The 20,596-nt window shown below is 65.6% G+C and carries 15 protein-coding genes; 9 read left to right on the forward strand and 6 right to left on the reverse strand.

From position 1 onward, the window contains the following. Positions 1-132 precede the first annotated feature (132 nt). Positions 133-1,353, forward strand: a complete 1,221-nt coding sequence (locus HF684_RS02225) for a glycine cleavage T C-terminal barrel domain-containing protein (protein WP_211168050.1) — start codon at positions 133-135, stop codon at positions 1,351-1,353. A gap of 308 nt (positions 1,354-1,661) precedes the next feature. Here HF684_RS02225 and HF684_RS02230 read toward each other — a convergent pair whose 3' ends face one another. Continuing rightward, positions 1,662-3,116 (reverse strand): APC family permease, encoded by a 1,455-nt coding sequence (locus HF684_RS02230; RefSeq protein WP_169251166.1) that lies wholly within the window; start codon positions 3,114-3,116, stop codon positions 1,662-1,664. Positions 3,117-3,285: 169 nt separating this feature from the next. Between HF684_RS02230 and HF684_RS02235 the strand changes: the two genes are divergently transcribed. Next, positions 3,286-4,620 (forward strand): potassium transporter TrkG, encoded by a 1,335-nt coding sequence (locus tag HF684_RS02235; RefSeq protein ID WP_169251167.1) that lies wholly within the window; start codon positions 3,286-3,288, stop codon positions 4,618-4,620. Between the two features lie 27 nt (positions 4,621-4,647). Next, positions 4,648-5,385 carry a TrkA family potassium uptake protein gene (locus HF684_RS02240; RefSeq protein ID WP_169251168.1) on the forward strand — a complete coding sequence of 246 codons (738 nt, stop codon included), beginning with the start codon at positions 4,648-4,650 and terminating at the stop codon, positions 5,383-5,385. A 117-nt stretch (positions 5,386-5,502) separates the two neighbouring features. Here HF684_RS02240 and HF684_RS02245 read toward each other — a convergent pair whose 3' ends face one another. After that, the gene (locus HF684_RS02245; RefSeq protein ID WP_169251169.1) at positions 5,503-5,799 is read right to left on the reverse strand and encodes an antibiotic biosynthesis monooxygenase; all 297 of its coding nucleotides are present in this window, start codon (positions 5,797-5,799) and stop codon (positions 5,503-5,505) included. Positions 5,800-6,128: 329 nt separating this feature from the next. Next, positions 6,129-7,475 carry a site-specific DNA-methyltransferase gene (locus HF684_RS02250; protein ID WP_248279080.1) on the reverse strand — a complete coding sequence of 449 codons (1,347 nt, stop codon included), beginning with the start codon at positions 7,473-7,475 and terminating at the stop codon, positions 6,129-6,131. 37 nt (positions 7,476-7,512) lie between these two features. Here HF684_RS02250 and HF684_RS02255 point away from each other — a divergent pair, with 37 nt between their 5' ends. Then, complete coding sequence (locus HF684_RS02255) at positions 7,513-9,165, forward strand: FAD-dependent oxidoreductase (protein ID WP_248279081.1); 1,653 nt, start codon at positions 7,513-7,515, stop codon at positions 9,163-9,165. Between the two features lie 115 nt (positions 9,166-9,280). Here HF684_RS02255 and HF684_RS02260 read toward each other — a convergent pair whose 3' ends face one another. Continuing rightward, positions 9,281-10,765, reverse strand: coding sequence for a helix-turn-helix domain-containing protein (locus HF684_RS02260; protein WP_348981421.1), 1,485 nt, complete (start codon positions 10,763-10,765; stop codon positions 9,281-9,283). Between the two features lie 148 nt (positions 10,766-10,913). Here HF684_RS02260 and aceA point away from each other — a divergent pair, with 148 nt between their 5' ends. Beyond that, the gene (gene aceA, locus HF684_RS02265; protein ID WP_169251170.1) at positions 10,914-12,224 is read left to right on the forward strand and encodes an isocitrate lyase; all 1,311 of its coding nucleotides are present in this window, start codon (positions 10,914-10,916) and stop codon (positions 12,222-12,224) included. Between the two features lie 243 nt (positions 12,225-12,467). Next, complete coding sequence (gene aceB / locus HF684_RS02270) at positions 12,468-14,075, forward strand: malate synthase A (RefSeq protein ID WP_169251171.1); 1,608 nt, start codon at positions 12,468-12,470, stop codon at positions 14,073-14,075. 92 nt (positions 14,076-14,167) lie between these two features. On the opposite strand, the gene HF684_RS02275 is transcribed toward aceB, so the two are convergent. Next, positions 14,168-14,770, reverse strand: coding sequence for a DUF664 domain-containing protein (locus HF684_RS02275; protein WP_169251172.1), 603 nt, complete (start codon positions 14,768-14,770; stop codon positions 14,168-14,170). 155 nt (positions 14,771-14,925) lie between these two features. Between HF684_RS02275 and HF684_RS02280 the strand changes: the two genes are divergently transcribed. Together HF684_RS02280 and HF684_RS02285 are read left to right on the forward strand one after the other, a co-directional pair. Beyond that, the gene (locus HF684_RS02280) at positions 14,926-16,008 is read left to right on the forward strand and encodes a WYL domain-containing protein (protein WP_169251173.1); all 1,083 of its coding nucleotides are present in this window, start codon (positions 14,926-14,928) and stop codon (positions 16,006-16,008) included. Between the two features lie 124 nt (positions 16,009-16,132). Further along, positions 16,133-16,522 (forward strand): universal stress protein, encoded by a 390-nt coding sequence (locus HF684_RS02285; RefSeq protein ID WP_169251174.1) that lies wholly within the window; start codon positions 16,133-16,135, stop codon positions 16,520-16,522. 49 nt (positions 16,523-16,571) lie between these two features. On the opposite strand, the gene HF684_RS02290 is transcribed toward HF684_RS02285, so the two are convergent. Continuing rightward, positions 16,572-19,670: an FAD-binding and (Fe-S)-binding domain-containing protein gene (locus HF684_RS02290; RefSeq protein ID WP_248279083.1), complete on the reverse strand. Its 3,099-nt coding sequence runs from the start codon at positions 19,668-19,670 to the stop codon at positions 16,572-16,574. 350 nt (positions 19,671-20,020) lie between these two features. Here HF684_RS02290 and HF684_RS02295 point away from each other — a divergent pair, with 350 nt between their 5' ends. Further along, positions 20,021-20,173 carry a hypothetical protein gene (locus tag HF684_RS02295; RefSeq protein ID WP_169251175.1) on the forward strand — a complete coding sequence of 51 codons (153 nt, stop codon included), beginning with the start codon at positions 20,021-20,023 and terminating at the stop codon, positions 20,171-20,173. The last annotated feature ends 423 nt before the right edge of the window (positions 20,174-20,596 follow it).

Raw genomic sequence — 20,596 nt, forward strand, 5'->3', positions numbered from 1 at the left:
TGGGAATTGAGTTCCATAATATAAAACTGTGCGAGCAGGGGGAACACCATGGACAACAATGTCCCCACAGTGGACCAAAGTGACAGGCAAGTCCCGATCAACCTACGTCAGTCCGGCCCGACCCCGGTCGAAATGCTCATCGACACCCGTGTCCGCAAGTCCCCGTACTGGGAACTGTCCATGCAGCAGGGTTGCTGGCGGGCGTCGATCTACAACCGGATGTACCACCCGCGTGGCTACATCACCCGCGACGAGGGCGGGATGATGGCCGAGTATCAGTCCCTCGTCAACGATGTGACCCTGTGGAACGTCGCCGTCGAACGGCAGATCCAGGTCAAGGGTCCCGACGCCGAGGCGTTCGTCAACTTCGTCATCACCCGTGACGCAACGAAGATCCCGGTGATGCGTGCCCGCTACGTCATCCTGTGCAACGAAGCCGGCGGCATCCTCAATGATCCGATCCTGCTGCGGGTCGGCATCGACGAGTTCTGGTTCAGCCTCTCCGACACCGACCTCATGCTCTGGCTGCAGGGGGTCAACGTCGGCGGCCGGTTCGATGTCACGATCGCCGAGATCGACGTCGCACCCGTGCAGGTCCAAGGTCCGAAATCCGTCGACGTCATCGCCGACCTCGTCGGTGAGGAGGGGCGCACGCTGCCGAGCTACGGACTCATGGAAGCCCAGGTCGGCGGCCGCGACGTCATCATCTCCCAGACCGGATTCACCGGGGAGAAGGGCTACGAGATCTACCTGAAGGATGCGACGAAGTACGCCGAGGATATGTGGAACGCCGTCCTGGACGCCGGCGCGCCGTACAACCTCAAGGTCGTCGCCCCCAGCCACCACCGCAGGATCGCCGCCGGCATCCTCTCGTGGGGTCAGGACATGGATTTCGAGACACTCCCGTTCCAGGTCAACCTGTCCTACCAGGTGCCGCGGAAGAAGGAAGCAGACTATATCGGCAAGGCCCGCCTCGAGGAGGTGCGCGATCTCATCGAAGCCGGCACTCCGCCGTATCGCACACAGCTGGTGGGCCTGCTGATCGGCGGCAAACCGATCACGGACTACGCGCCGGACTTCTGGCTCGTCTCCGCCGCAGCTGATGGAGAGGCCGTCGGGTACGTGACCTCGCCGTGGTACTCGCCGGAACTCGAAGCGAATATCGCCATGGCGCACGTTCCGGTGTCGGCAACCGAGCTCGGCACGGAGTACTGGGTGCATCTGCCGGAGCCGTTCGCCGATACTCCCGGAGTCCCGGTTCGCGCCGAGGTGGTCGAGATGCCGTTCCGCCCGAGCGTCAACCCCAACCAGCGTGAGCGTCTGAAGATGCGCGGCCTCGACGCCGCAGTCTGAGCCGACTCCCGCTCCCGAGACCGAGCGCGGTCGCCGTTGCTTCGAGCCGGCGGCCGCGTTCGCATGCCCGAGCTCGTTCGCCGGCATCCCTCACCGATAACGGCATCTCCTCCAGATACTTACGCACCCCTCACCGTCAGCAGCTCACCACCCCGTTGCAAAGGGGTGATTTGCTGCTGAGGGTGAGGGGTGCGGCGGTTGGTGCGGGGTGCCGGCACCGGTGAGGGGCGCTCTACTGACTGTGCGAAGTGCGACTGGCGGTGACGGATGCGCCTGGGCCAGCCGGTCGCCCGGCCACGCGCCCGCGGTCACTTTCCGCGCAGCGCCTTGACCTTGGCGAGCAGTTCGTTCTCGGCGTTCGGGCCGGCCTTGACTCCGCGGGGCAGGCGGAACATGAAGACGATTCCGATGACCAGCCACAGGCCGAACATCGCCCATGACTGCCAGGCGAGCTGTGCGGAGACCGGGGTGATCGGCAGATAGAGGACGAAGAGGACGAGCGTGAGCACGGCCGCGATGACACCGATGGCGAAACCGGAGTTGCCCTTGCCTCCGATGCGCAGCGGTCGGTCCATCGCCGGTTCGCGCTTGCGCAGGACCAGGAAAGCGACGCTGACGAGGAAGTAGGCGATGACGATCGCAGGCGACCCCGCATCGACGATCCAGCCCAGCGCCGCCGAGCCGAGGAACGGCGCGAGGGCTGACAGTGCCCCGATGAAGAGGATCGCGTTGACCGGAGTGCGGTAGCGCGGGTGGAGCTTGCCGAACCAGGCCGGGATCATGCCGGCCACGGCCATCGCCCACATCAGGCGAGACGAGCCCATGAGGAACGCGTTCCACGAGGTGATGATGCCTGCCAGACCGCCGGCGATGACGATCTTGCCCCAGACGGCGGAGTTGAACATGGCCGACAGCGCATCCGCGGTGACGAGGTCATGCGTGGCCAGGTCGGAGGCGGGCATCGCCAGAGACGTCATCCAGATGACGATGACGTAGAAGGTGATCGCCATGAGCACCGAGATGACGACGAGCTTGCCGATCTTCGCCGGCGGCAGGTTGATCTCCTCCGCCGACTGCGGGATGACATCGAAGCCGACGAAGAGGAACGGCACGACCGCGACGACGGCGATGAAGCCGGATCCGCCGCCGGTGAACAGCGGCTGGGTGTTGGCGGCCTCGCCGCCGGTGAAGCCGCCGGCCAGGAGCATGAGGGCGACGATGATGAGGAAGGAGACGACGAAGGTCTGGACGAGGGAGGCGATCTTCACACCGCGGATGTTGATCCAGGAGATGATGATCGCGGTGACGGTGCCGACGAGCGCCCAGGTCAGGTACACGTCGAAGTCGGCGATCGTCCACAGTTTGACGAACTCGAGGTTCGGGAAGAGGTAGAGGGCGGTCTTCGGCACGGCGACGGCTTCGAACATGACGACGCTGATGTAGCCGCCGGTGATCGCCCAAGAACCGAAGAGGGACACCTGCGGTCCCATCGCCCGGATCAGGTAGTTGTGCTCACCGCCGGCGTGCGGCATGGCGGCCACGAGCTCGGAGTACACGGTGCCGACGAAGCACATGATGATGCCGCCGACGACGAAGGCGAGGATGGCGCCCAAGGTGCCGGCGCCGGACAGCCACTCGCCGGTGAGCACGACCCAGCCGAAGCCGATCATCGCGCCGAATCCGATGAAGAGCGCATCGATCGAACCGAGAGCTTTGACGAAGCCGTGGCCTCGATCCGTTGTTGCTGCCTGCGATTGACTCATGGGTACCTCGACACTTCTGTGTGAACGGACGAACTGATGCTGGGCCGTGCCGCCGGCGTGAGCCGAATCACGGCAGTTCCGATAAGGCAGAGTAGCAGGATTCTGACCGTTACCGGTGAGTTGTCTGCGCGGGACGCCGAACCGTTGCGATGGTGCTACATTTCGTCAGGTGCACAGCTCACATCGCGCAGCGATCGTCCGCGTCATCGCGGGCTACACGGCAGCACTGGTCACCGGAACCACTCTGCTCATGACCCCGGCGGCCACCGTCGCCGACGGCGGCATCTCACTGCTCAAGGCCCTCTTCACGGCCACCTCGGCGCTGAGCGTCACCGGACTCGTCGTCCTCGACACCGGTCAGGATTTCACGCTCTTCGGTCAGATCGTCATCGTCTGCCTCATCCAGGCCGGGGGCCTCGGCGTGCTCCTGCTCACCGCACTGCTCGCCCTGCTGCTGGCCGGAAAAGCCGGCCTCAGGCTGCGCCAATCCGTGGCCTCGGAGACGAAGAGCGACGCGATCGGCGGCGTCAAACCGCTCGTCCTGCGGATCACGACTCTGACCTTGGCTACGGAGGTCGTGGTCGCCTCGGCGCTGTTCCTCCGGTTCTACTTCCACTACGACGAACCCGTCACGGCCGCGCTCTGGGATGCGATCTTCCACGCGATCTCGGCGTTCAACAACGCCGGATTCGGGCTTCGTCAGGACAGCCTCATCGACTACGTGGCCGACCCCTTCATCTGCGGTCCGATCGGACTGGCGGTCATCCTCGGCGGGCTCGGCTATCCCGTCCTCATCGAACTCTTCCGCCGGTATCGGACCCCGCTGAAATGGGGCCTGACCACGCGCATCATGGTCGTGCTCACCCCGGTTCTGCTCATCGGCGGAACCGTCTTCATCGCCGCGATCGAATGGAACAACTCAGCGACGATGGGCCACCTCGATGCCTGGGGGAAGATCCAGGCCGCGGCCTTCCAGTCGACGATCACGCGCACTGCCGGGTTCAATTCCATCGACATCAGCCAGATGCACACGGTGTCGTGGTTCGGTACGGACATCCTCATGTTCATCGGCGGCGGCCCGGCCGGCACCGCGGGCGGGGTCAAGATCACGACGATGGCGGTGCTCGCGGCCACGACGTGGACGGAGATCCGCGGCGGCCGCGCCGTGACCCTCTTCGGCCGCCGCATCTCCCGTGACGTGCACCGACAGGCGACGACGGTCATCGTTCTGGCGCTCGGCTGGGTGCTCACAGCGACGATGGTCATCCTGCTCGTCGACCCGAGGTTCGGTCTCAGCCGGGTCCTCTTCGAAGTCATCTCCGGCTTCGGCACCGTCGGACTGTCGACCGGGATCACCGCGGATCTGTCCGGCCCCAGCCAGATCGTGCTCATCCTGACCATGGTGCTCGGCCGGCTCGGCCCGGTTACCGTCGCCTCCGGGCTGGCGCTGCGCGAGCGCCCCATCCGCTATGAACTGCCGAAGGAACGCCCGCTGATCGGCTGAGGCCGTCGGGCCGGAGAGGAAAAGACCATGAACGAGAAGAAGAACTGGATGGCGCGGTCCGCGTCGTTCTTCACCGGCGACCCCTCGCCGCTGGCGAGGGACGGTGCGGTGGCCGTGATCGGGCTCGGCCGCTTCGGCGGGTCACTGGCACGTGAGCTCGCCGAGCATGGAGTCGAGGTCATCGGCGTCGACCGCGACGAATCGGTCGTGGCCGAGTTCGCCGACGTCCTCGCCCACGCCTCCCGCGCCGATGCCACCGACGAGGTGGTGCTGCGACAGCTGGGCATCGACGAGGTCTCCCGCGTCGTGATCGCCATCGGCAGCGACCTCGAGGCGAGCATCCTCGTGGCGTCGCGGATCCTCAAGCTCGGCAATCGGCACATCTGGGCGAAGGCGATCAGCGAAACCCATGCGGAGATCCTCCACCAGCTGGGCATCGGCAACGTCATCAGCCCCGAGAACGATATGGGCCGCCGGCTGGCCCACCTGATCAGGGGGCATATCTCGGACTTCTTGCCCATCGACGAGGATTTCGTCCTGGCGCGCACCACCCCGCCGGTGCGCACGACCGACGTGCCTTTGGCTTCGCTGGGATTGCGCTCGACGTATGACGTCACGATCGTCGCGTTCAAACGTCGCGGCGGCGGCCATTGGGACATCGCCGACCGGGATGTCACCCTCTACGCCGACGATGAGATCCTCGTGGCCGGCAGCCCGAAGAAAGTCGAAGCGTTCAGCGAATTGGACAAGGACGCCGACGCTTAGGCCGACGTCCTCGGGCAATTGGTATTACCGCGCCGAGGAGGCGCTTGAGGTTTCAAGGGTCCTTCGACGAGGAGGCCCCGGAGTCGGGCGCGTACGCTCCGGGCGCTGGTGCAGGCTTCAGTCGCCGAGGTCGACGACCTCGAACTCGAGGAGGTTCGCCTGCTCGGAGACCGGGGCCCTGCCGGTCGATTCGTGCGAGGATGAGCGGCCCTGCTTCCAGTTTTCGAAGTCCTTCTTCGTCGCCCACTGGGTGTAGACGAAGTACTGGTCCCCGCCGGCGACCGGGCGCAGCAGCTGGAAGCCTTCGAAGCCGGGAGCCCCGTCGACCGAATGCTTGCGTTCGGCGAAGCGCTTTTCGAGTTCAGCGCGAGCTGGTTCGGGGACGGAGAGCGCGTTGATGGCGACGACTGACATGATTGCTCCTTCTCATCAGAGGCAGTGGTTGTCGGTGAGCAGCTGGCTCACCTCGAGCCTACGACTCCGACCCGAATGCTGTCTGAGGAGTCCGCTTGTTCGCCCGCAGAGTCTCAGAACCGGTGCCGTGCAGGGTTCCAGTATCTGGGTATCTGGGTATCTGGGCGCGCGAACCCCTGCCTGTACCTGTGCTTGTGCCGAGTTTCGGACGATCCGTGCGGGGGCAGCGCCTGAAAACCGTCACGCATCGTCCGGAACTCGCGGTGCGAACGGTGCTCCTGCTGACCTGAGTCGTGTTCAGGTGTCCGGCTGGTGGGTAGGGTGGCCCACTATTCGCCGTCGTCGACCTCGAGCTGGGTGAAGTCCAGGCCGGGGGAGTGGGCTGCGGCTGCGCGGCGGATGCGTTCGGCGGTGAGCTCGCTGATCGTCGGGAACTCGGCGTCGCCGGTCCGGCCCGTTCCGTCACCGACCACCACGGCCTTCGCCGTCTTCGACCGCAGCGGCTCCGGGGTCTGCACGAGCACGAATGATCGCGCACCTGCGTCGCGCGAATTGGCCTCCATCACGGCCTGCGCCGTGGTCCCGGATCCGGCGAAGAAGTCGAGGACGATGGCATCGGGGTCGAAGAACGTCTGCGAGGCCACGAGCGCCTTGACCAGCTCGACCGGCTTCGGATAGCTGAACACCCCCGCCAGACCCAGCGGCTCCAGATCGTTCTGCCCGCCGAGCGCCTTGATGATCGAGTACATCTTCGAACTCGCCTTCTCCGCCGGCGTCACCCGCACCACCGCGTGTTTGCCCTCGGTTCCCCACGACCTGAGGATGTACTCGCCCGATGCCAGCTTCGCGTCCACCTCGGCGAGTTTCCTCTCGCCTTTGACGGCGACGATGTCCTCATACATCAGCCGCCGCTCCGACCCGCGCGCATACCGGCCGAAACCGGCGCGCAGCACATCGGTCTCCACGAGCATCCGCCTGCCATCGATGACCTCGAGCTTCGCCGGCGACTTCTTCTCCGTGAGGAACGGCCCGACCCGGCTCGCGTCGCGGGCCCAGACATGCACATAGTCGTGCCCGCGCACGAAGGAGCGCGCATTGCCCCCGCCCTTGGCCCGCTGATGGATGAGGGTGCCCAGCGAATTGTCCTCACCGAAGATCTCGTGCCCGAGCAGCTGCGCCCACGCGCTCTCCTTGTCGTCGAGATGGAGGAACAGCACCCCATCGTCGCGCATGAGCTCGCGCGCGAGCAGCAGCCGCGGAGTCATGAAGGACAGCCAACTGGCGTGATCGTGTCCGTGATCTTTGTAGGTGTGCGCATTGCCCGTGTTGTACGGCGGATCGATGTAGACGACCTTGACCCGCCCGCGATGCGTGGCCAGGAGCGCCTGCAGAGCCGGCAGGTTGTCCCCGACGATGAAAAGATTCTCCCGCGGATCGGGAGCGACACTCGATCCGTCGACCTTGCGCAGGTGCGGACGACGGGCACCCGCGCCGAGGCGGGGCTCGGGTCCCTCGTCACCCGCGCTGGGGCGGGGCTCGCGTTCCGTATCACCCTCACCGAGGCGGGGCTCGGGTCCCGGTTCACCGGGGCCGGGCTCGGTGTCGGCATCTGCGATGAGGCGGTGGCCGAGGGCGAAGGCGGCGGCCTTGCCCGGCCACTCCAAGACGGTCGTCATCCTTCTCCTTCACCCCGAACGGTGCCAAGATTGCTGTATGAGTATTTCACGAGTGGCCGTCGTCGGTGCCGGCATCCTCGGTGTCGCCGCCGCCCGCGAAGTCACCATGAGGTTCCCCGCCGCCGAGGTCACCGTCTTCGACAAAGCAGATGCCGTCGCCGCACATCAGAGCGGTCACACCTCCGGAATCGTCGACTCCGGACTCGATCAGGAGCCCGGTTCGGCCGCAGCCGAACTCACCAAGCGGGGCCTCCAGCTGCTCCTCCCCTATATGGCCGAAGCCGGCGTGCCCTACCGGGAATGCGGTCAGCTGCTCATCGCCCAGAACACCGACGAAGCCGAACGACTCGAAGAGATCTTCGCCCGCGCCAAGGACAATGAGGTCCCCGGAGCGCGACTGCTCGAACGCCACGAGATCGGAGCCGTCGAACCGGCCGTCAGGGGAGTCCTCGGACTCTTCTCACCCCATGCGGCCGTTGCTGACTTCTCGGCGCTCACCGCGGCGCTCGCCTCCGATGTGCGCGGCGCCGGAGGGACATTCCGCTTCGGCACCGAGGTCACCGGCGTCGATGCCATGAGCAACGAAGTCCGACTGCGTGGGCGCCCGGTCCCGGCAGAAGACTTGCCGGCGGGGGATGCGGCCGCAGCCTCGGAATCCGGCGATGGCGCCCGGGGTGAAGGCACTGCCGACGAGCGGGACGAACACGATGGCGCCGCCGGCCCTGACGGTCGCGGCGCGGAGAATGCCGACGCTCATGACAGCCGCGACGAACAGGTCCGCGACCGGCCGCGCACCTACCGCGGGGAGGAAAGCCGCGAACCCGTCATCGGCATCGGCGACGAGCTGCGCGATCGCTTCGGTGGGCAGGACTGGTTCAAACAGGCCGAATCGACGATCGGCGAGTGGACGCAGAAGCTCTCGGACTCCTGGTCGCGTCGAGAGGACTCACGCACTGGTGGCGCAAGATCGCGCGATGGTGACACACCCAGCAAGTCACGCCGCGACGGCTCGGTTCGGGACGCTGCCGTCGAAGAAGTGCTCGGTGCCTTCGACATCGTCATCGTCTGCGCCGGCCTCCAGGCCGATCGCCTCGCGACCGCCGCGGGGCTCGATGCCGAACCGAGGATCGTGCCCTTCACCAGCGACTTCTACCGTATCCCTGCTGCTGATACAGACTCCCCCACCGGCACCGAGGTGGTCCGCGGCATCGTCGGATCCGTTCCCGACCCGCAGGCCCCCTTCACCGAAACCTCGATCGTCCGGGGACTCGACGACGGGCTCATCCTCGGACCGAACACCTTCGTGGCCCTCGGCCGCGAAACCTACGACCGCCACGGATTCGACCTCGCCGATATCAGCTCGACCGCCAGATCCAAGGGATTCTGGAAGTTCGCCGCGCAGACAGCGAAGACAGTGGCCCGCGGAGTCAAACCCCTGGTGAGCAGGACCGCCTTCGTCGACGGAATCCGCCGCTTCGTCCCCGAGCTCGACCCGACCACGGTGGTCCCCGGGACCCGCGGAGTCCGCGCTCAGGCGATGACCGCCGACGGCGAACTCATCGACGAACTCACTGTGACCAAGCGCGGCAGGCTGACCATGGTCAGGTCCGTGCCGAAGTGGGCGGCCACCTCGGCGCTGGCGATCGCCGAGACGATCGTCGATCGGGCCTTCGAGAACACGACCCGCTGAGCCTCGTCGACACGGAATCGTCACACCCGATGCCCGGCACCTGACCCGGGCTCACCGGCCTCCGGGAAGTCCCGCCTCGGCGAGGGGTTCCTGCATCGTCGATCGATGTCGACGATCAGCCGGAATGGCGTTCGAGGAACTCGTAGACCTCGGTGTCGTCGACTCCGGGCACCGCACCGGGCGGAACCGCGGCGAGGAGGGAGGCGTGCATGCGGGCCGAGGGCAGCGCCTGATCCTCCCATTTCTCGGCCAGATCGTCCGGGGCCTGCCGGCAGCAGGACGGATCCGGGCATCCGGACTGCGAGCGGATCGGTGACTCCCGACCTTCGAACCAGCGGACATGGGAGAACGGGACGCCGACGCTGATGGCGAAGTCGCCGCCGGGCAGCACGCGGGCTGTGCACCAGAACGATCCGTGCGGGGTATCGGTGTACTGGTAGTACGGGCTGAAGCGGTCGGCGACGCGGAAGACGGTGCGCGAGGTGAAGCGCTTGCATGCGAACTGTCCCTCGATCGCACCGAGCGGATCGGTGGGGAACGGCAGTCCGTCGTTCGAATACGCCTTGTGGATGGTGCCGGAATTGTGGACCTTCATGAAGTGCACGGGCAGCCCGAGGTGCTCGGTGGCGAGGTTCGTGAACCGGTGGGCGGCCATCTCGTAGCCGACGCCGAACATATCGCGCAGATGCTCGACGGAGAGCACTCGCTTCTTCTTCTCCTCCTCGAGCATCGGGACGGCCGCGGACTCGGGCAGCAGGATCGCGGCAGCCAGATAGTTGGCCTCGACGCGCTGCTGGAGGAATTCGTGGAAGTCCTTCGGGGAGTCATAGCCGAGGACATGCGGAGCCAGGCTCATGAGCAGGTGAGAACGCGGATCGAAGGCGGCATCGGCATTGGGCAGATACAGCCGCTTGTTCGCGGTGTCCGAGATCGACCGGGTCGATTCGGGCAGGTCGGAGACGTAGTGGAGGCTGAAACCGAGCTTCTCGGCGATGAGCGCCGTCTGCCGCTGTGAGACCGTTCCGGACTCGTAGCCGACGAGGTCGAGCAGCTCGGCGGCGGTGGCCTCGAGGTCGGCGAAGTAGTTGTTCTTCTCCCTCATCCGATCCCGCAGCTCCCGATTGGCCCGACGCGCTTCCTCCGGGGTGGCCGCACGCCGTTCGAGGGCTTCGCCGAGCTGCCGCTGGAGACCCACGATCGCTTCGAGGGCATCGGCCGGCAGGGACTTGATCCGCACCTGCGGCAGGCCGAGTGCGGAGTACATGGGGGAGGCCTGATTGCGTTCGGCCTCCAACTCGAGGGCTTGACGTTCGTCGATCGGAGCCGGATCGATGAGCTCGGAGACATCTGTCTTCAGTGCCTTCGCAATCGCGGCCAAGAGCGTGACAGAAGTTTCTCGCTTGCCGTTCTCGATCGTCGAGATCTGGGACGCTGCGCGCCCCACTTCCTGCCCCAGCTCGTTGAGGGTCAAACCACGCTTCTTGCGAAAAAAACGGATTCTTCTGCCGATGCTGAGCGGGTCGGTCTGCTGGTCTTCGCTCTCAACTTCCGCGCCAACGCTGTTCAAGGCGCCTCCCTCGGTTTCTGTGGGCTGGTTCACAGTCGTGAAAAACAGTATGACAGAACCGTGAAATTTCTGAAACCGGAAATATCGAGATTATTCATCCAGAAATTCAATGCGAGAGCCCTTGCGGCCCCCGCAGACTGGATACATCAACAACCCCGAGAGATCGAGAAAGAGAAGGACAATGACTGAGAACACCACGCAGAACAGCTTGCACGATGCTGAAGCCATCCGCCGCGACTGGGCCACCAACGCCCGCTGGTCGGGAATCGCTCGCGACTACGAGCCCGAGGATGTCGTCAAACTGCGCGGTTCGCTGATCGAAGAGCACACGCTGGCCCGTCACGGAGCCGAGCGCCTGTGGAACCAGATCACTGCCGGCGACATCCACTCCGGGGACTACGTCAACGCCCTCGGCGCGCTGACCGGCAACCAGGCGGTCGAGCAGGTCAAGGCCGGCCTCAACGCCATCTACCTCTCCGGTTGGCAGGTCGCCGCCGACGCGAACGCCGCCGGTCAGACCTACCCCGACCAGTCGATCTACCCGGCCAACTCGGTCCCGCAGGTCGTCCGCCGCATCAACAACGCGCTGATGCGCGCCGACCAGATCGAGACCTCGGAAGGCAACAAGCAGGTCGATGACTGGTTCGCTCCGATCGTCGCCGACGCGGAAGCAGGCTTCGGCGGCACGATCAACGTCTACGAACTCATGCGCTCGATGATCGCCGCCGGCGCAGCCGGTGTGCACTTCGAGGATCAGCTCGGATCCGAGAAGAAGTGCGGCCACCTCGGCGGCAAGGTCCTCGTTCCGACCTCGCAGCACATCCGCACCCTCAACGCCGCCCGCCTCGCGGCCGACGTCGAGAACGTGCCCAGCCTCGTCATCGCCCGCACCGACGCCGAGGCAGCCACGCTGATGACCTCGGACATCGACGAGCGCGACCAGCAGTTCGTCACCGGTGAGCGCACCGCCGAAGGCTTCTACAAGATCACCAACGGCATCGAAGCAGGCATCGCCCGCGGACTGTCCTACGCTCCCTACGCGGACATGCTGTGGATGGAGACCTCGACTCCCGACCTCGACGCTGCGAAGAAGTTCGCCGAGGCGATCCACGCCGAGTACCCGGACCAGATGCTGTCCTACAACTGCTCGCCGTCGTTCAACTGGCGCAAGCACCTCGACGATGCGACCATCGCGAAGTTCCAGCGCGAGCTCGGAGCCATGGGCTACAAGTTCCAGTTCATCACCCTGGCCGGCTTCCACGCTCTCAACTACTCGATGTTCGATCTGGCTCACGGCTACGCCCGCGAACAGATGAAGGCATACGTCGACCTGCAGGAACGCGAGTTCGCAGCCGAAGACCGCGGATACACCGCGACCCGCCACCAGCGCGAGGTCGGCACCGGATACTTCGACCTGGTTTCGACCGCGGTCAACCCGGAGTCCTCGACCACCGCACTGGCCGGCTCCACCGAAACCGCTCAGTTCCACTGAGCCGCACCGGGTTCGCACTCCGCTGACCAGCGGGGATGAACCCACCCAGAACCCGGGGCGGATCGGCAGTGTTTTCACGGGGTTTACATTGTCGATCCGCTCCGTCACACCACAGACGAAACGACAACCCCGCCACGATCCCACGGGAACGCTCACGAACAAGTGTCAGCCGCCTCGGCGAGGATCCCCCACAGAACCAGCCGCACATTCCAGGCACACACTACGACGGGTGAGGAGAAGCCCATGTCTTACATCAAGATCAACGCGCCGCTCGAAGCCGGCTTCGGCACCGTCCTTTCGGAGCCTGCTCTGACGTTCATCGCCAAGCTCCACGACGAGTTCGCCGGCACCATCTGCGACGTGCTGCGCACGCGCCGGGCCCGCGCGGCCGAGATGAACGGCGGAACCCTCCCCCGTTTCAAGCCCGAGACCGCACGCATCCGAGCCGACCGCTCCTGGTCGGTCGCCGGATCCGCCGGTGCCCCCGGCCTCGAAGACCGCCGCGTGGAACTCACCGGCCCGGTCACCGAGGATGAGGTCGTGGCGGCACTGAACTCGCAGGCGAAGGTGTGGCTGGCCGATCTCGAAGACGCCACGAGCCCCACCTGGGCCAACGTCATCGGCGGGCAGGTCAACCTCTTCCGCGCCATCCGCGGACAGCTGCCCGGCGTCAACAACGACAACCAGCCGACCATCGGGCTGCGCCCCCGCGGTTGGCACCTGCCCGAGAAGCACCTGATCTACGTCGATGACAACGGCCAGGAATTCTCGACCTCCGGAGCGCTGGTCGACTTCGGTCTGTACTTCTTCCACAACGCCCGCCACCTCATCGACAACGGCTCCGGCCCGTACTTCTACCTGCCGAAGCTCGAGTCCTCGCAGGAGGCACGCCTGTGGAACAAGGTGTTCGTCCTGGCGCAGAACATGCTCGGCATTCCGCACGGCACCATCCGGGCCACGGCTCACATCGAGACGATCACCGCGGTGTTCCAGATGGAAGAGATCCTCTTCGAGCTGCGCGAGCACTGCGCCGGCCTCGAGGCCGCCGGCTGGGACTACCTGTTCTCCGTGGTGAAGAACCTGCGCAACACCACCGACTACGTTCTGCCCGATCGCGAACGTCTGACGATGGACCTGCCGCTGATGAAGGCCTTCACCGACCGCCTCGTGGCCACCTGCCACCGTCGCGGAGCACACGCGATCGGCACCATGTCCAACCTCATGGCCGATCATCCCGACCAGGAGTTCGTGGCCGCCGAGTTCGAGCGCATGCGTGAGGACAAGGCCCGCGAGGCCTGGCAGGGCTTCGACGGCACCTGGGTGGCCGATCCGGCACTGGTTCCGGCTGCTCTGGCCGTGTTCGACGCCGCTCTGGGATCAGCTCCGCACCAGCTGGAGAACAAGCGCCCCGATGTGCAGGTGACCAGCGAGAACATCCTCGACATCACCGGTCTCGAACCCGTCGTGACCGAAGAGGGTGTGCGCGTGAACATCCGCGTGGCCATCGGGTACATGAACGAATGGCTCGGCGGCAACGGGCACGTGGCTCTGGAGAACCAGCTCGAAGACGTGTCGACGGCCGAGATCTGCCGCTCGCAGATCTGGCAGTGGATCCGCCACGAGGTGACTCTGGACAACGGTCAGCAGCTGACTTCGCGTCTGGTGGAGCGCTACCTCGGCGAGGAGCTGGCGCTGATTCCACGCCGTGCCGATGACCACTTCGATGAGGCCGTGGAGATCTTCCGCGAGACGGCTCTGGGCGAGGAGTTCGCCGAGTTCCTCACCATGCCGGCCTACACCGACCACCTGGTCGACCGGGTGTCCAAGACCAGCGAAGCCTTCGTCGCCTAACAATTACTACCCGACGGCGGCCCAGCAACCTCGCGCGAGGTTGCTGGGCCGCCGTCAGGTAGTTCTGGGGGTTTCGGTGGTTCTGTGGGGGCTCAGGACCAGTCCGTACCCTCGGGCGGCCACGGCTCACCGTCGGCCTCGGCGTTGAGCTGGTAGGCGATCGCCCCGTCGATCGATTCGCGGATGATGTCGGCGTGACCGGCATGGCGGGCGATCTCGGTCGCCAGGTGCCATAGGATCCACCGCACGGTCATATCGAAGTCATCGGGCATCCACGGGTTGTCCGGCATCGGCACTTCGGTGCCGAGGTCGGTCCCAGCCTCTTCGACAGCCGAGCGAGCCTCTTCGATCCCGTCGATGACCGTGTCGAAGATCGCGACCGCCTCGTCGATGTCGAGGTCGGGGAGGGCCGACCCGTCGAACATCAGCGTCAGCCCCACCTTCTCGTTGACCGTCCGGTAGTCGTCTTCTCCGACCTCTCGAGTCGGATCCTTGACTTGGATGAGCCAGTTGTTGACCACCTGGGCGCCGTGGACGATGAGCCCGAGGATGCTCAATCCACTGGCCGTCGGCGTGCTGCGAGCCTGCGCATCGGTCAGGCCCAGCGACGTGAGCTTGAGCTGCCTGCACTGCTGAGTGAGGTATGTGAAGGCGGCATCGGCTTCGGTCGTGACGGAAGGGGTGAAGAACGGCATGGTCTCTCCTTATGAGGTCTCCGCTTGGCATGTCCGCCGCAGTCGATTCGCTGCGCCGGTGATCCCATCGTGGGCCGCTATGCGGACATATACTGTCCGCATCGGGATTTCAGTCTGATCGGAATCCACTTGAGCGAATTCAACCCGGAGGTGCGATGCGCTCGGAGGCGAGGCTTCTGGCTCTGCTCGGCATGTTCGCATCTGGGCGTGGGTACGCAGCTGCCGAGCTCGCCGCCCGCTTCGACGTCACCCCACGAACCATCCGCCGCGATATCGCCGAACTGCGCGCTCTCGGTTACATCATCTCCTCGGGCACGGGTGCTGCCGGGTGCTACCGCGCCGAATCGCGGACGGTGCTGCCGCCTCTGCAGCTCGAGGCGGGGGAGGCGCTGGCTACCGCGGTGGGGCTGGCACTCCTGCGCGGGGCCGGCCTGGACACCGAGTATGCGGATTCGGCGACGACCAAGCTGCGGGAGAGGCTCCCGCCCGCGATGCGCACGGCCGTCGCGGATATCGCGGCGGCCGTGTCCGTGTCCGAGGGAAACGTCCCCGGAGTCGACATCGATGCGGTCATCACGCTCTCCTCGGCGATCAACGCGTCGACGATCGCGACCTTCGACTATCGGAAGATGCGGCGGAATGGGGCCGACGACCTCTCTGTCACGAGCGCGCCAAATGCACCGACTGCCGAACCGATCCCGTATCGGTCCGGTTCGGACGACAGCCCTGATGACGGCCCTGACGATGCCCGCCGCACGTCCGTGCGTCGTGTGGAGCCGATCCGCCTCGTCGTCCTCGGCGCGCACTGGTATCTGTTCGCCTTCGACCTCGACCGCGACGATCATCGGGTCTTTCGCCTCGATCGCATGGACCGGGTCCACGCGACGACCCTGAGCTTCACCCCACGGGACCACCCCGACGCCGAGGCGGCCGTCTCCGCCGCCGTCACCACCACCGCGTATCCGCACACGGTCGTGCTGCGCACCCCCGCCTCGGCGCAGGAAGCGAAGGAATGGTTCCCCACCCGGAGTGCCACCATCACCGAGGCGGCCGATGGTGTGCGCATCACCTGCGGATTCTGGGACCTCAGGTGGGTCGCGGCCACCTTGGCGGCCATCCCCGCCGAGATCGCAGTGCTCCATCCGCCGGAACTCATCGAGTCCCTGCGCGACCACGCCGCACGAGCGCAGGCGGTCGTCGACGCATCCACTCCCCCAGGACTACCTGACGGCGGCTGAGCAACCTCGCGCGAGGTTGCTGGGCCCCCGTCAGGTAGTAATTGGGGGAGTGGGGTGGCGGTTACCTGACCGTAGAGTGATCCCGAAATGAACGAATCATGGATGAGTCCATATACTGGGGGCCATGACGATTCTCATTGGCTACCTACCCGCTCCCGAGGGTGAGGCTGCTCTGCGTGCGGGCTTCGCAGAGGCCAAACTGCGGTCGAGCGCTGCCGTCGTGATCAACTCACAGCGACGAGGTGCCAGTGGAGCTCCGACCGAGATCGGTGAGGATGAGATCAAGCGGATCGTCGACCTCGGCAGGGAATCGGACGTCGAGGTCGAGGTGCTCCAGCCCGATCACGAAGACGATCTGCCCGGCACGCTCAACGATCTCGCCGAGGAGTACGACGCCCAACTCATCGTCATCGGCCTGCGCAAACGCTCGGCGATCGGGAAGTTCATCCTCGGCTCGCAGGCCCAGCGCATCCTCCTCGAAGCCGAGGTCCCGGTGCTGACGGCCAAGGCCTGAGGCGACTGCCAGGGCCTGAAACCTCGCCGAGGCGGCCCTGACCTCGGACTCATCGCCGCGGTTCCAGCCCCCACCCCCACGCGAGGAGTTCTGCCAGCGACACCCCCGCGGCGTCGCTGAGATCCGTGATCTGCGTGCGGCACGAATACCCGTCGGCAAGAACGACCTGCAGCCGCCCGTCCGCGCCGGATCCCGTGGCACGAGCGCGCGAAGCATCTGAGACAGCCTCCGTCGCACGATGAGTTGAAGCATTGGTATCGGTATCGGTATCGGTATCGGAAACGGTGACGGTATCGGAATCGGCCCGAGCCTCCACCCCGGTGACCCGTCCGCGTCTGCGCAGCGCCGGCAGCAGAGCCACCTCGGCGACGGCGACCGAAGTCTCGAAATGACCGTCTTCGACGCCGAAGTTCCCGGCCAGACCGCAGCACCCGCCGAGGAACTCCGTATCCGCTCCGGCCCGGGCCAGCAGTTCCTGATCGGCCGCGTTGCCGAAGATCGCCGACTGGTGGCAGTGCGGCTGCACAAGCGCCTCGACTCCGGACAGGTCGGGTAGTTCGGCGCCGATGCTCAGCAGATACTGAGCCAGGGTCTGCACCCGGTTCGCCACTCGGTGCGAGGCCTCATCAGCGACGAGCTTGAGCGAATCGTCCTTGAGCGTTGCCAAGCACGAGGGTTCGACGCCGATGATCGGCACATCTCCCGTGGCATCGAGAGCGGTGATCGTCTCCGACAGATTCGCCCTCGCGGCATCGAGCTGACCGGTCGAGATGAGCGGCAGTCCGCAGCACACCGTCTGATCGATCACCCGCACATGAACCCCGGCCTGCTCGAGCACGGCGACGGCCGCGGCGAGGATGCGCGGAGCGAAATGGTTCGACCAGGAATCGGCGAACAGCACGACCTCAGCCGTGGGCGGCAGCGAGTCCGCGGCCGGCGACGAATCCGCGCCCGGTGACTCGGCGCTCGCACGCGACTTCGGTGCCGCCTCGGCGGTGGTGGCCCACCATTTCCTGAACGGCGTGGCCGCGAACTGCGGAATCGACCGGCGGACGTCGATGCCGGCCATCTTCTTCGCCAGCGTCGTCAGCCCCGGCAGCCCCGAGACCCGGTTGACCGCGGGTGCGAGAGGAGTGATGAGACGGGCGAGCTGCGGAAGGAACCCGAGCGAATAGTGCTTCATCGGCCGCAGCTTGCCCTTGTACGACTGGTAGAGCACCTCGGCCTTGTACGTGGACATGTCCGTGCCGGTCGGGCACTCGGTCCCGCAGGCCTTGCACGACAGGCACAGGTCGAGAGCCTCGTGCACCTCGGGGGAGTCCCAGCGAGGCTCGAGCAGTTCCCCGGACACCATCTCCTGCAGCACTCGCGCACGCCCTCGCGTCGAATGCCGCTCATCCCGTGTGGCCTGGTACGACGGGCACATGATGCCGCCGCCGGCCGCCGAATCCGCACGGCACTTGCCGACTCCGGTGCACCGGTGCACCGCCGAGGCGAAACCGGCGGACTCGCCTTCGTAGGCCATCGCGAGGGTGCCGGGCAGCTCCTGACGCAGCGGCAGCTGGGTGAGGCGGACCGACTCGTCGAGCGCGTCCGGGTCGACGATGACACCGGGATTGAGCAGATGCTGAGGATCGAAGAGCCGCTTGACCTGGGAAAACAGGTCGAGCGCCGCTGGGGTGTACATGAGGCGCAGCAGTTCGGAGCGGGCCCGGCCGTCCCCGTGCTCCCCGGAGACCGACCCGCCGTAGCGCGCGACGAGCTTGGTGGCCGCGACCATGAAATCGCGCATCACCTGCCCGCCGTTCGGATCCGCGAGCGGGAAGTCCACGCGCATGTGCAGGCAGCCGTCACCGAAGTGCCCGTAGGGAATGGCCCACAGTCCGTGCTCCTCGAGCAGCTCCATGAGGTCATGCAGATAATCGCCGAGGTGGTCCACCGGAACCGCCGAATCCTCCCATCCCGCGTGGGCATCGCGCCCATCGGGGGTGCGCGAGACCAGGCCGGCGCCATCGGCGCGGATCGCCCATACCTCGGCCGCTGCTCGGGCGTCGAGGACCGCGGAGTCGAGTGCCTTCGACTCGGAGATGAGGCGCTGAGTCTCGGCCTCGAGCTTTGCCTCGTTCTCGCCGGTGAGTTCGACGACGAGCCAGCCCGCACCCTCGGGAAGGGGCGGGACCGCCTCGGCGCCCTTGGTGTCGATGACCCGGTCGAGCATGCGCGAATCGAGTCCCTCGCAGGCGGCGACGGGGAAGTCCTTCAGCAGCGGCGCATCGTGGGCGGCGGCGACCATGTCCGCATAGCCGAGCACCACCGCCGAGGTGAAGCTCGGATCCTTGACCAGGCGCATCTTCGCCGCGAGGATGACGCCCCAGGTGCCCTCGGTGCCGGCGAATGCACGGCGGACGTCGAAGCCGTTCTCCGGAAGGAGGGATTCGAGTCCGTACCCGGAGACCTGGCGGGAGAATGTGCCGAAGTTCGTGCGGATGGTGCCGAGGTTCTGTGCCACGAGTTCATGCAGCCGCGGGAACGTGGTGGAGGCGTCCGCGTCATCGAGGGTGACGACGGTGCCGTCGATGAGCATGATCTTCAGCGCGAGAATGTTGTCGCCCGTGCGTCCGTAGCCCAGCGCCCGGGGCCCGCAGGCATTGTTGCCGATCATCCCGCCGATCGTGCAGCGGGTGTGGGTGGACGGGTCCGGGCCGAAACGCAGACCGTGCGGTTTGGCCTGTTTCTGCAGGTGGGCGTGGATGCAGCCGGACTGCACCCAGGCCGCCTGCTCATCCGGATCGAGGTCGAGGACCGCGTTCATATGGAGAGAGAAGTCGAGGACGATGCCGCGGCCGATGGCGTTGCCGGCGATCGATGTGCCGGCACCGCGGCTGGTGATGGGCACACCGAGGCGGCGCGCAACAGACAGGACACGAGCCACCTCGCCCTCGTCGTGGGGGAAGACGATGGCGGCAGGGACTAGTCGGAAGAGCGAGGCATCGGAGGAGTACGCGGCGCGGTCGGTATCGTCGATGCTGAAATCACGGATGCCCGCGGCGCGGAACTGTTCGGCGAGTGCGGTGGGAAGCGGCGTCTGGGACTCGTCTTCGTCGACGGTCGCCCGATTCGCTCCAGTGGGATCGGCCATAGTCGTCATGTCCGCATTGTGCCACTTGGGTTGCCGGAACATCGATACCGTCCACGCAGGAAAGGTGTGAGCGACGGTCATCATCCAGACCCATGGAAAGTTATACGTTCGTTATCATACGTGCTCAGAACGGTGCTACACAGTAGCCTGAGTTCCTATATCCGGGAATTCTTGGCGTCTTGACATATTCGTGGTATCTAATGGGACTACACCAATTCGTGGCAACGGGCCACAACATGAATGCAGGGGAAGAAACCATGTCTCGTCGAGCTCGTGAATTGACAGTTGATCAGACCGCATTAGTCGGCGTCGTCCGAAAGGTCGCGCGGCAGCGTTCGAAAATCAACACCGACTATGTGATGGCGATTCTGCGCGCCCGCGAAGAAGGTGCGACCTTCGGTGCGATCGCCGAGGCGGCTGGCACCTCTTCGCAGGCCGTCCAGGAGATCGTGCGCAGGCACGGACCGGTCAAGCGCAGTGAGCCGAAGGCCGGAGTCTCCGACCCCGCCTGACCTCAGGAGTCACAGGGGAAGAACGGCACTCGCCGACCACCTCTGTGTCCGCACTTCCCTCGCAGAAACCAGGGCGGTGACCCGTAATCGGTACGGATCACCGCCCTTGTGCGATTCATGGACGTTCTCTGACGGTTGCGTGACCGATTCATCGAGACGCCGGAAGCGGGAATTCTCGTTCCGGGGACAATGGGCCTGTTGGGCGAACACATTCTCCCAGTGATTTCTGCTCGAAACACGAAAATCACTTCAGGATTCGACGTGTCGTGTGTTTGCGAAATCACCTGCCGCAAGGTGCCGTGACGGCAACCGCAGGTGCGTTTCTGGGAGGCGAGAATAGCCGTGTGATCGGAGTTCCTGGCGCCTTGGGGTGGATTAGATACAAGAAGTACATAGTCGCCGGTGTATTGCAGTCTTGTTACA

The sequence above is a fragment of the Brevibacterium sp. 'Marine' genome, assembly GCF_012844365.1.
In the GTDB taxonomy this organism is placed as follows: domain Bacteria; phylum Actinomycetota; class Actinomycetes; order Actinomycetales; family Brevibacteriaceae; genus Brevibacterium.

Bases quoted from the DNA above. Each gene is read 5' to 3' on its own strand.
- HF684_RS02245 (WP_169251169.1), bottom strand. From the start codon at position 5,799: ATGTCAGTCGTCGCCATCAACGCGCTCTCCGTCCCCGAACCAGCTCGC.
- HF684_RS02295 (WP_169251175.1), top strand. From the start codon at position 20,021: ATGGCGATTCTGCGCGCCCGCGAAGAAGGTGCGACCTTCGGTGCGATC.
- HF684_RS02275 (WP_169251172.1), bottom strand. From the start codon at position 14,770: ATGCCGTTCTTCACCCCTTCCGTCACGACCGAAGCCGATGCCGCCTTC.
- HF684_RS02255 (WP_248279081.1), top strand. From the start codon at position 7,513: ATGAGTATTTCACGAGTGGCCGTCGTCGGTGCCGGCATCCTCGGTGTC.
- HF684_RS02230 (WP_169251166.1), bottom strand. From the start codon at position 3,116: ATGAGTCAATCGCAGGCAGCAACAACGGATCGAGGCCACGGCTTCGTC.
- HF684_RS02225 (WP_211168050.1), top strand. From the start codon at position 133: ATGCTCATCGACACCCGTGTCCGCAAGTCCCCGTACTGGGAACTGTCC.
- aceB (WP_169251171.1), top strand. From the start codon at position 12,468: ATGTCTTACATCAAGATCAACGCGCCGCTCGAAGCCGGCTTCGGCACC.
- HF684_RS02285 (WP_169251174.1), top strand. From the start codon at position 16,133: ATGACGATTCTCATTGGCTACCTACCCGCTCCCGAGGGTGAGGCTGCT.
- HF684_RS02290 (WP_248279083.1), bottom strand. From the start codon at position 19,670: ATGACGACTATGGCCGATCCCACTGGAGCGAATCGGGCGACCGTCGAC.
- HF684_RS02250 (WP_248279080.1), bottom strand. From the start codon at position 7,475: ATGACGACCGTCTTGGAGTGGCCGGGCAAGGCCGCCGCCTTCGCCCTC.
- HF684_RS02280 (WP_169251173.1), top strand. From the start codon at position 14,926: ATGCGCTCGGAGGCGAGGCTTCTGGCTCTGCTCGGCATGTTCGCATCT.
- HF684_RS02240 (WP_169251168.1), top strand. From the start codon at position 4,648: ATGAACGAGAAGAAGAACTGGATGGCGCGGTCCGCGTCGTTCTTCACC.
- aceA (WP_169251170.1), top strand. From the start codon at position 10,914: ATGACTGAGAACACCACGCAGAACAGCTTGCACGATGCTGAAGCCATC.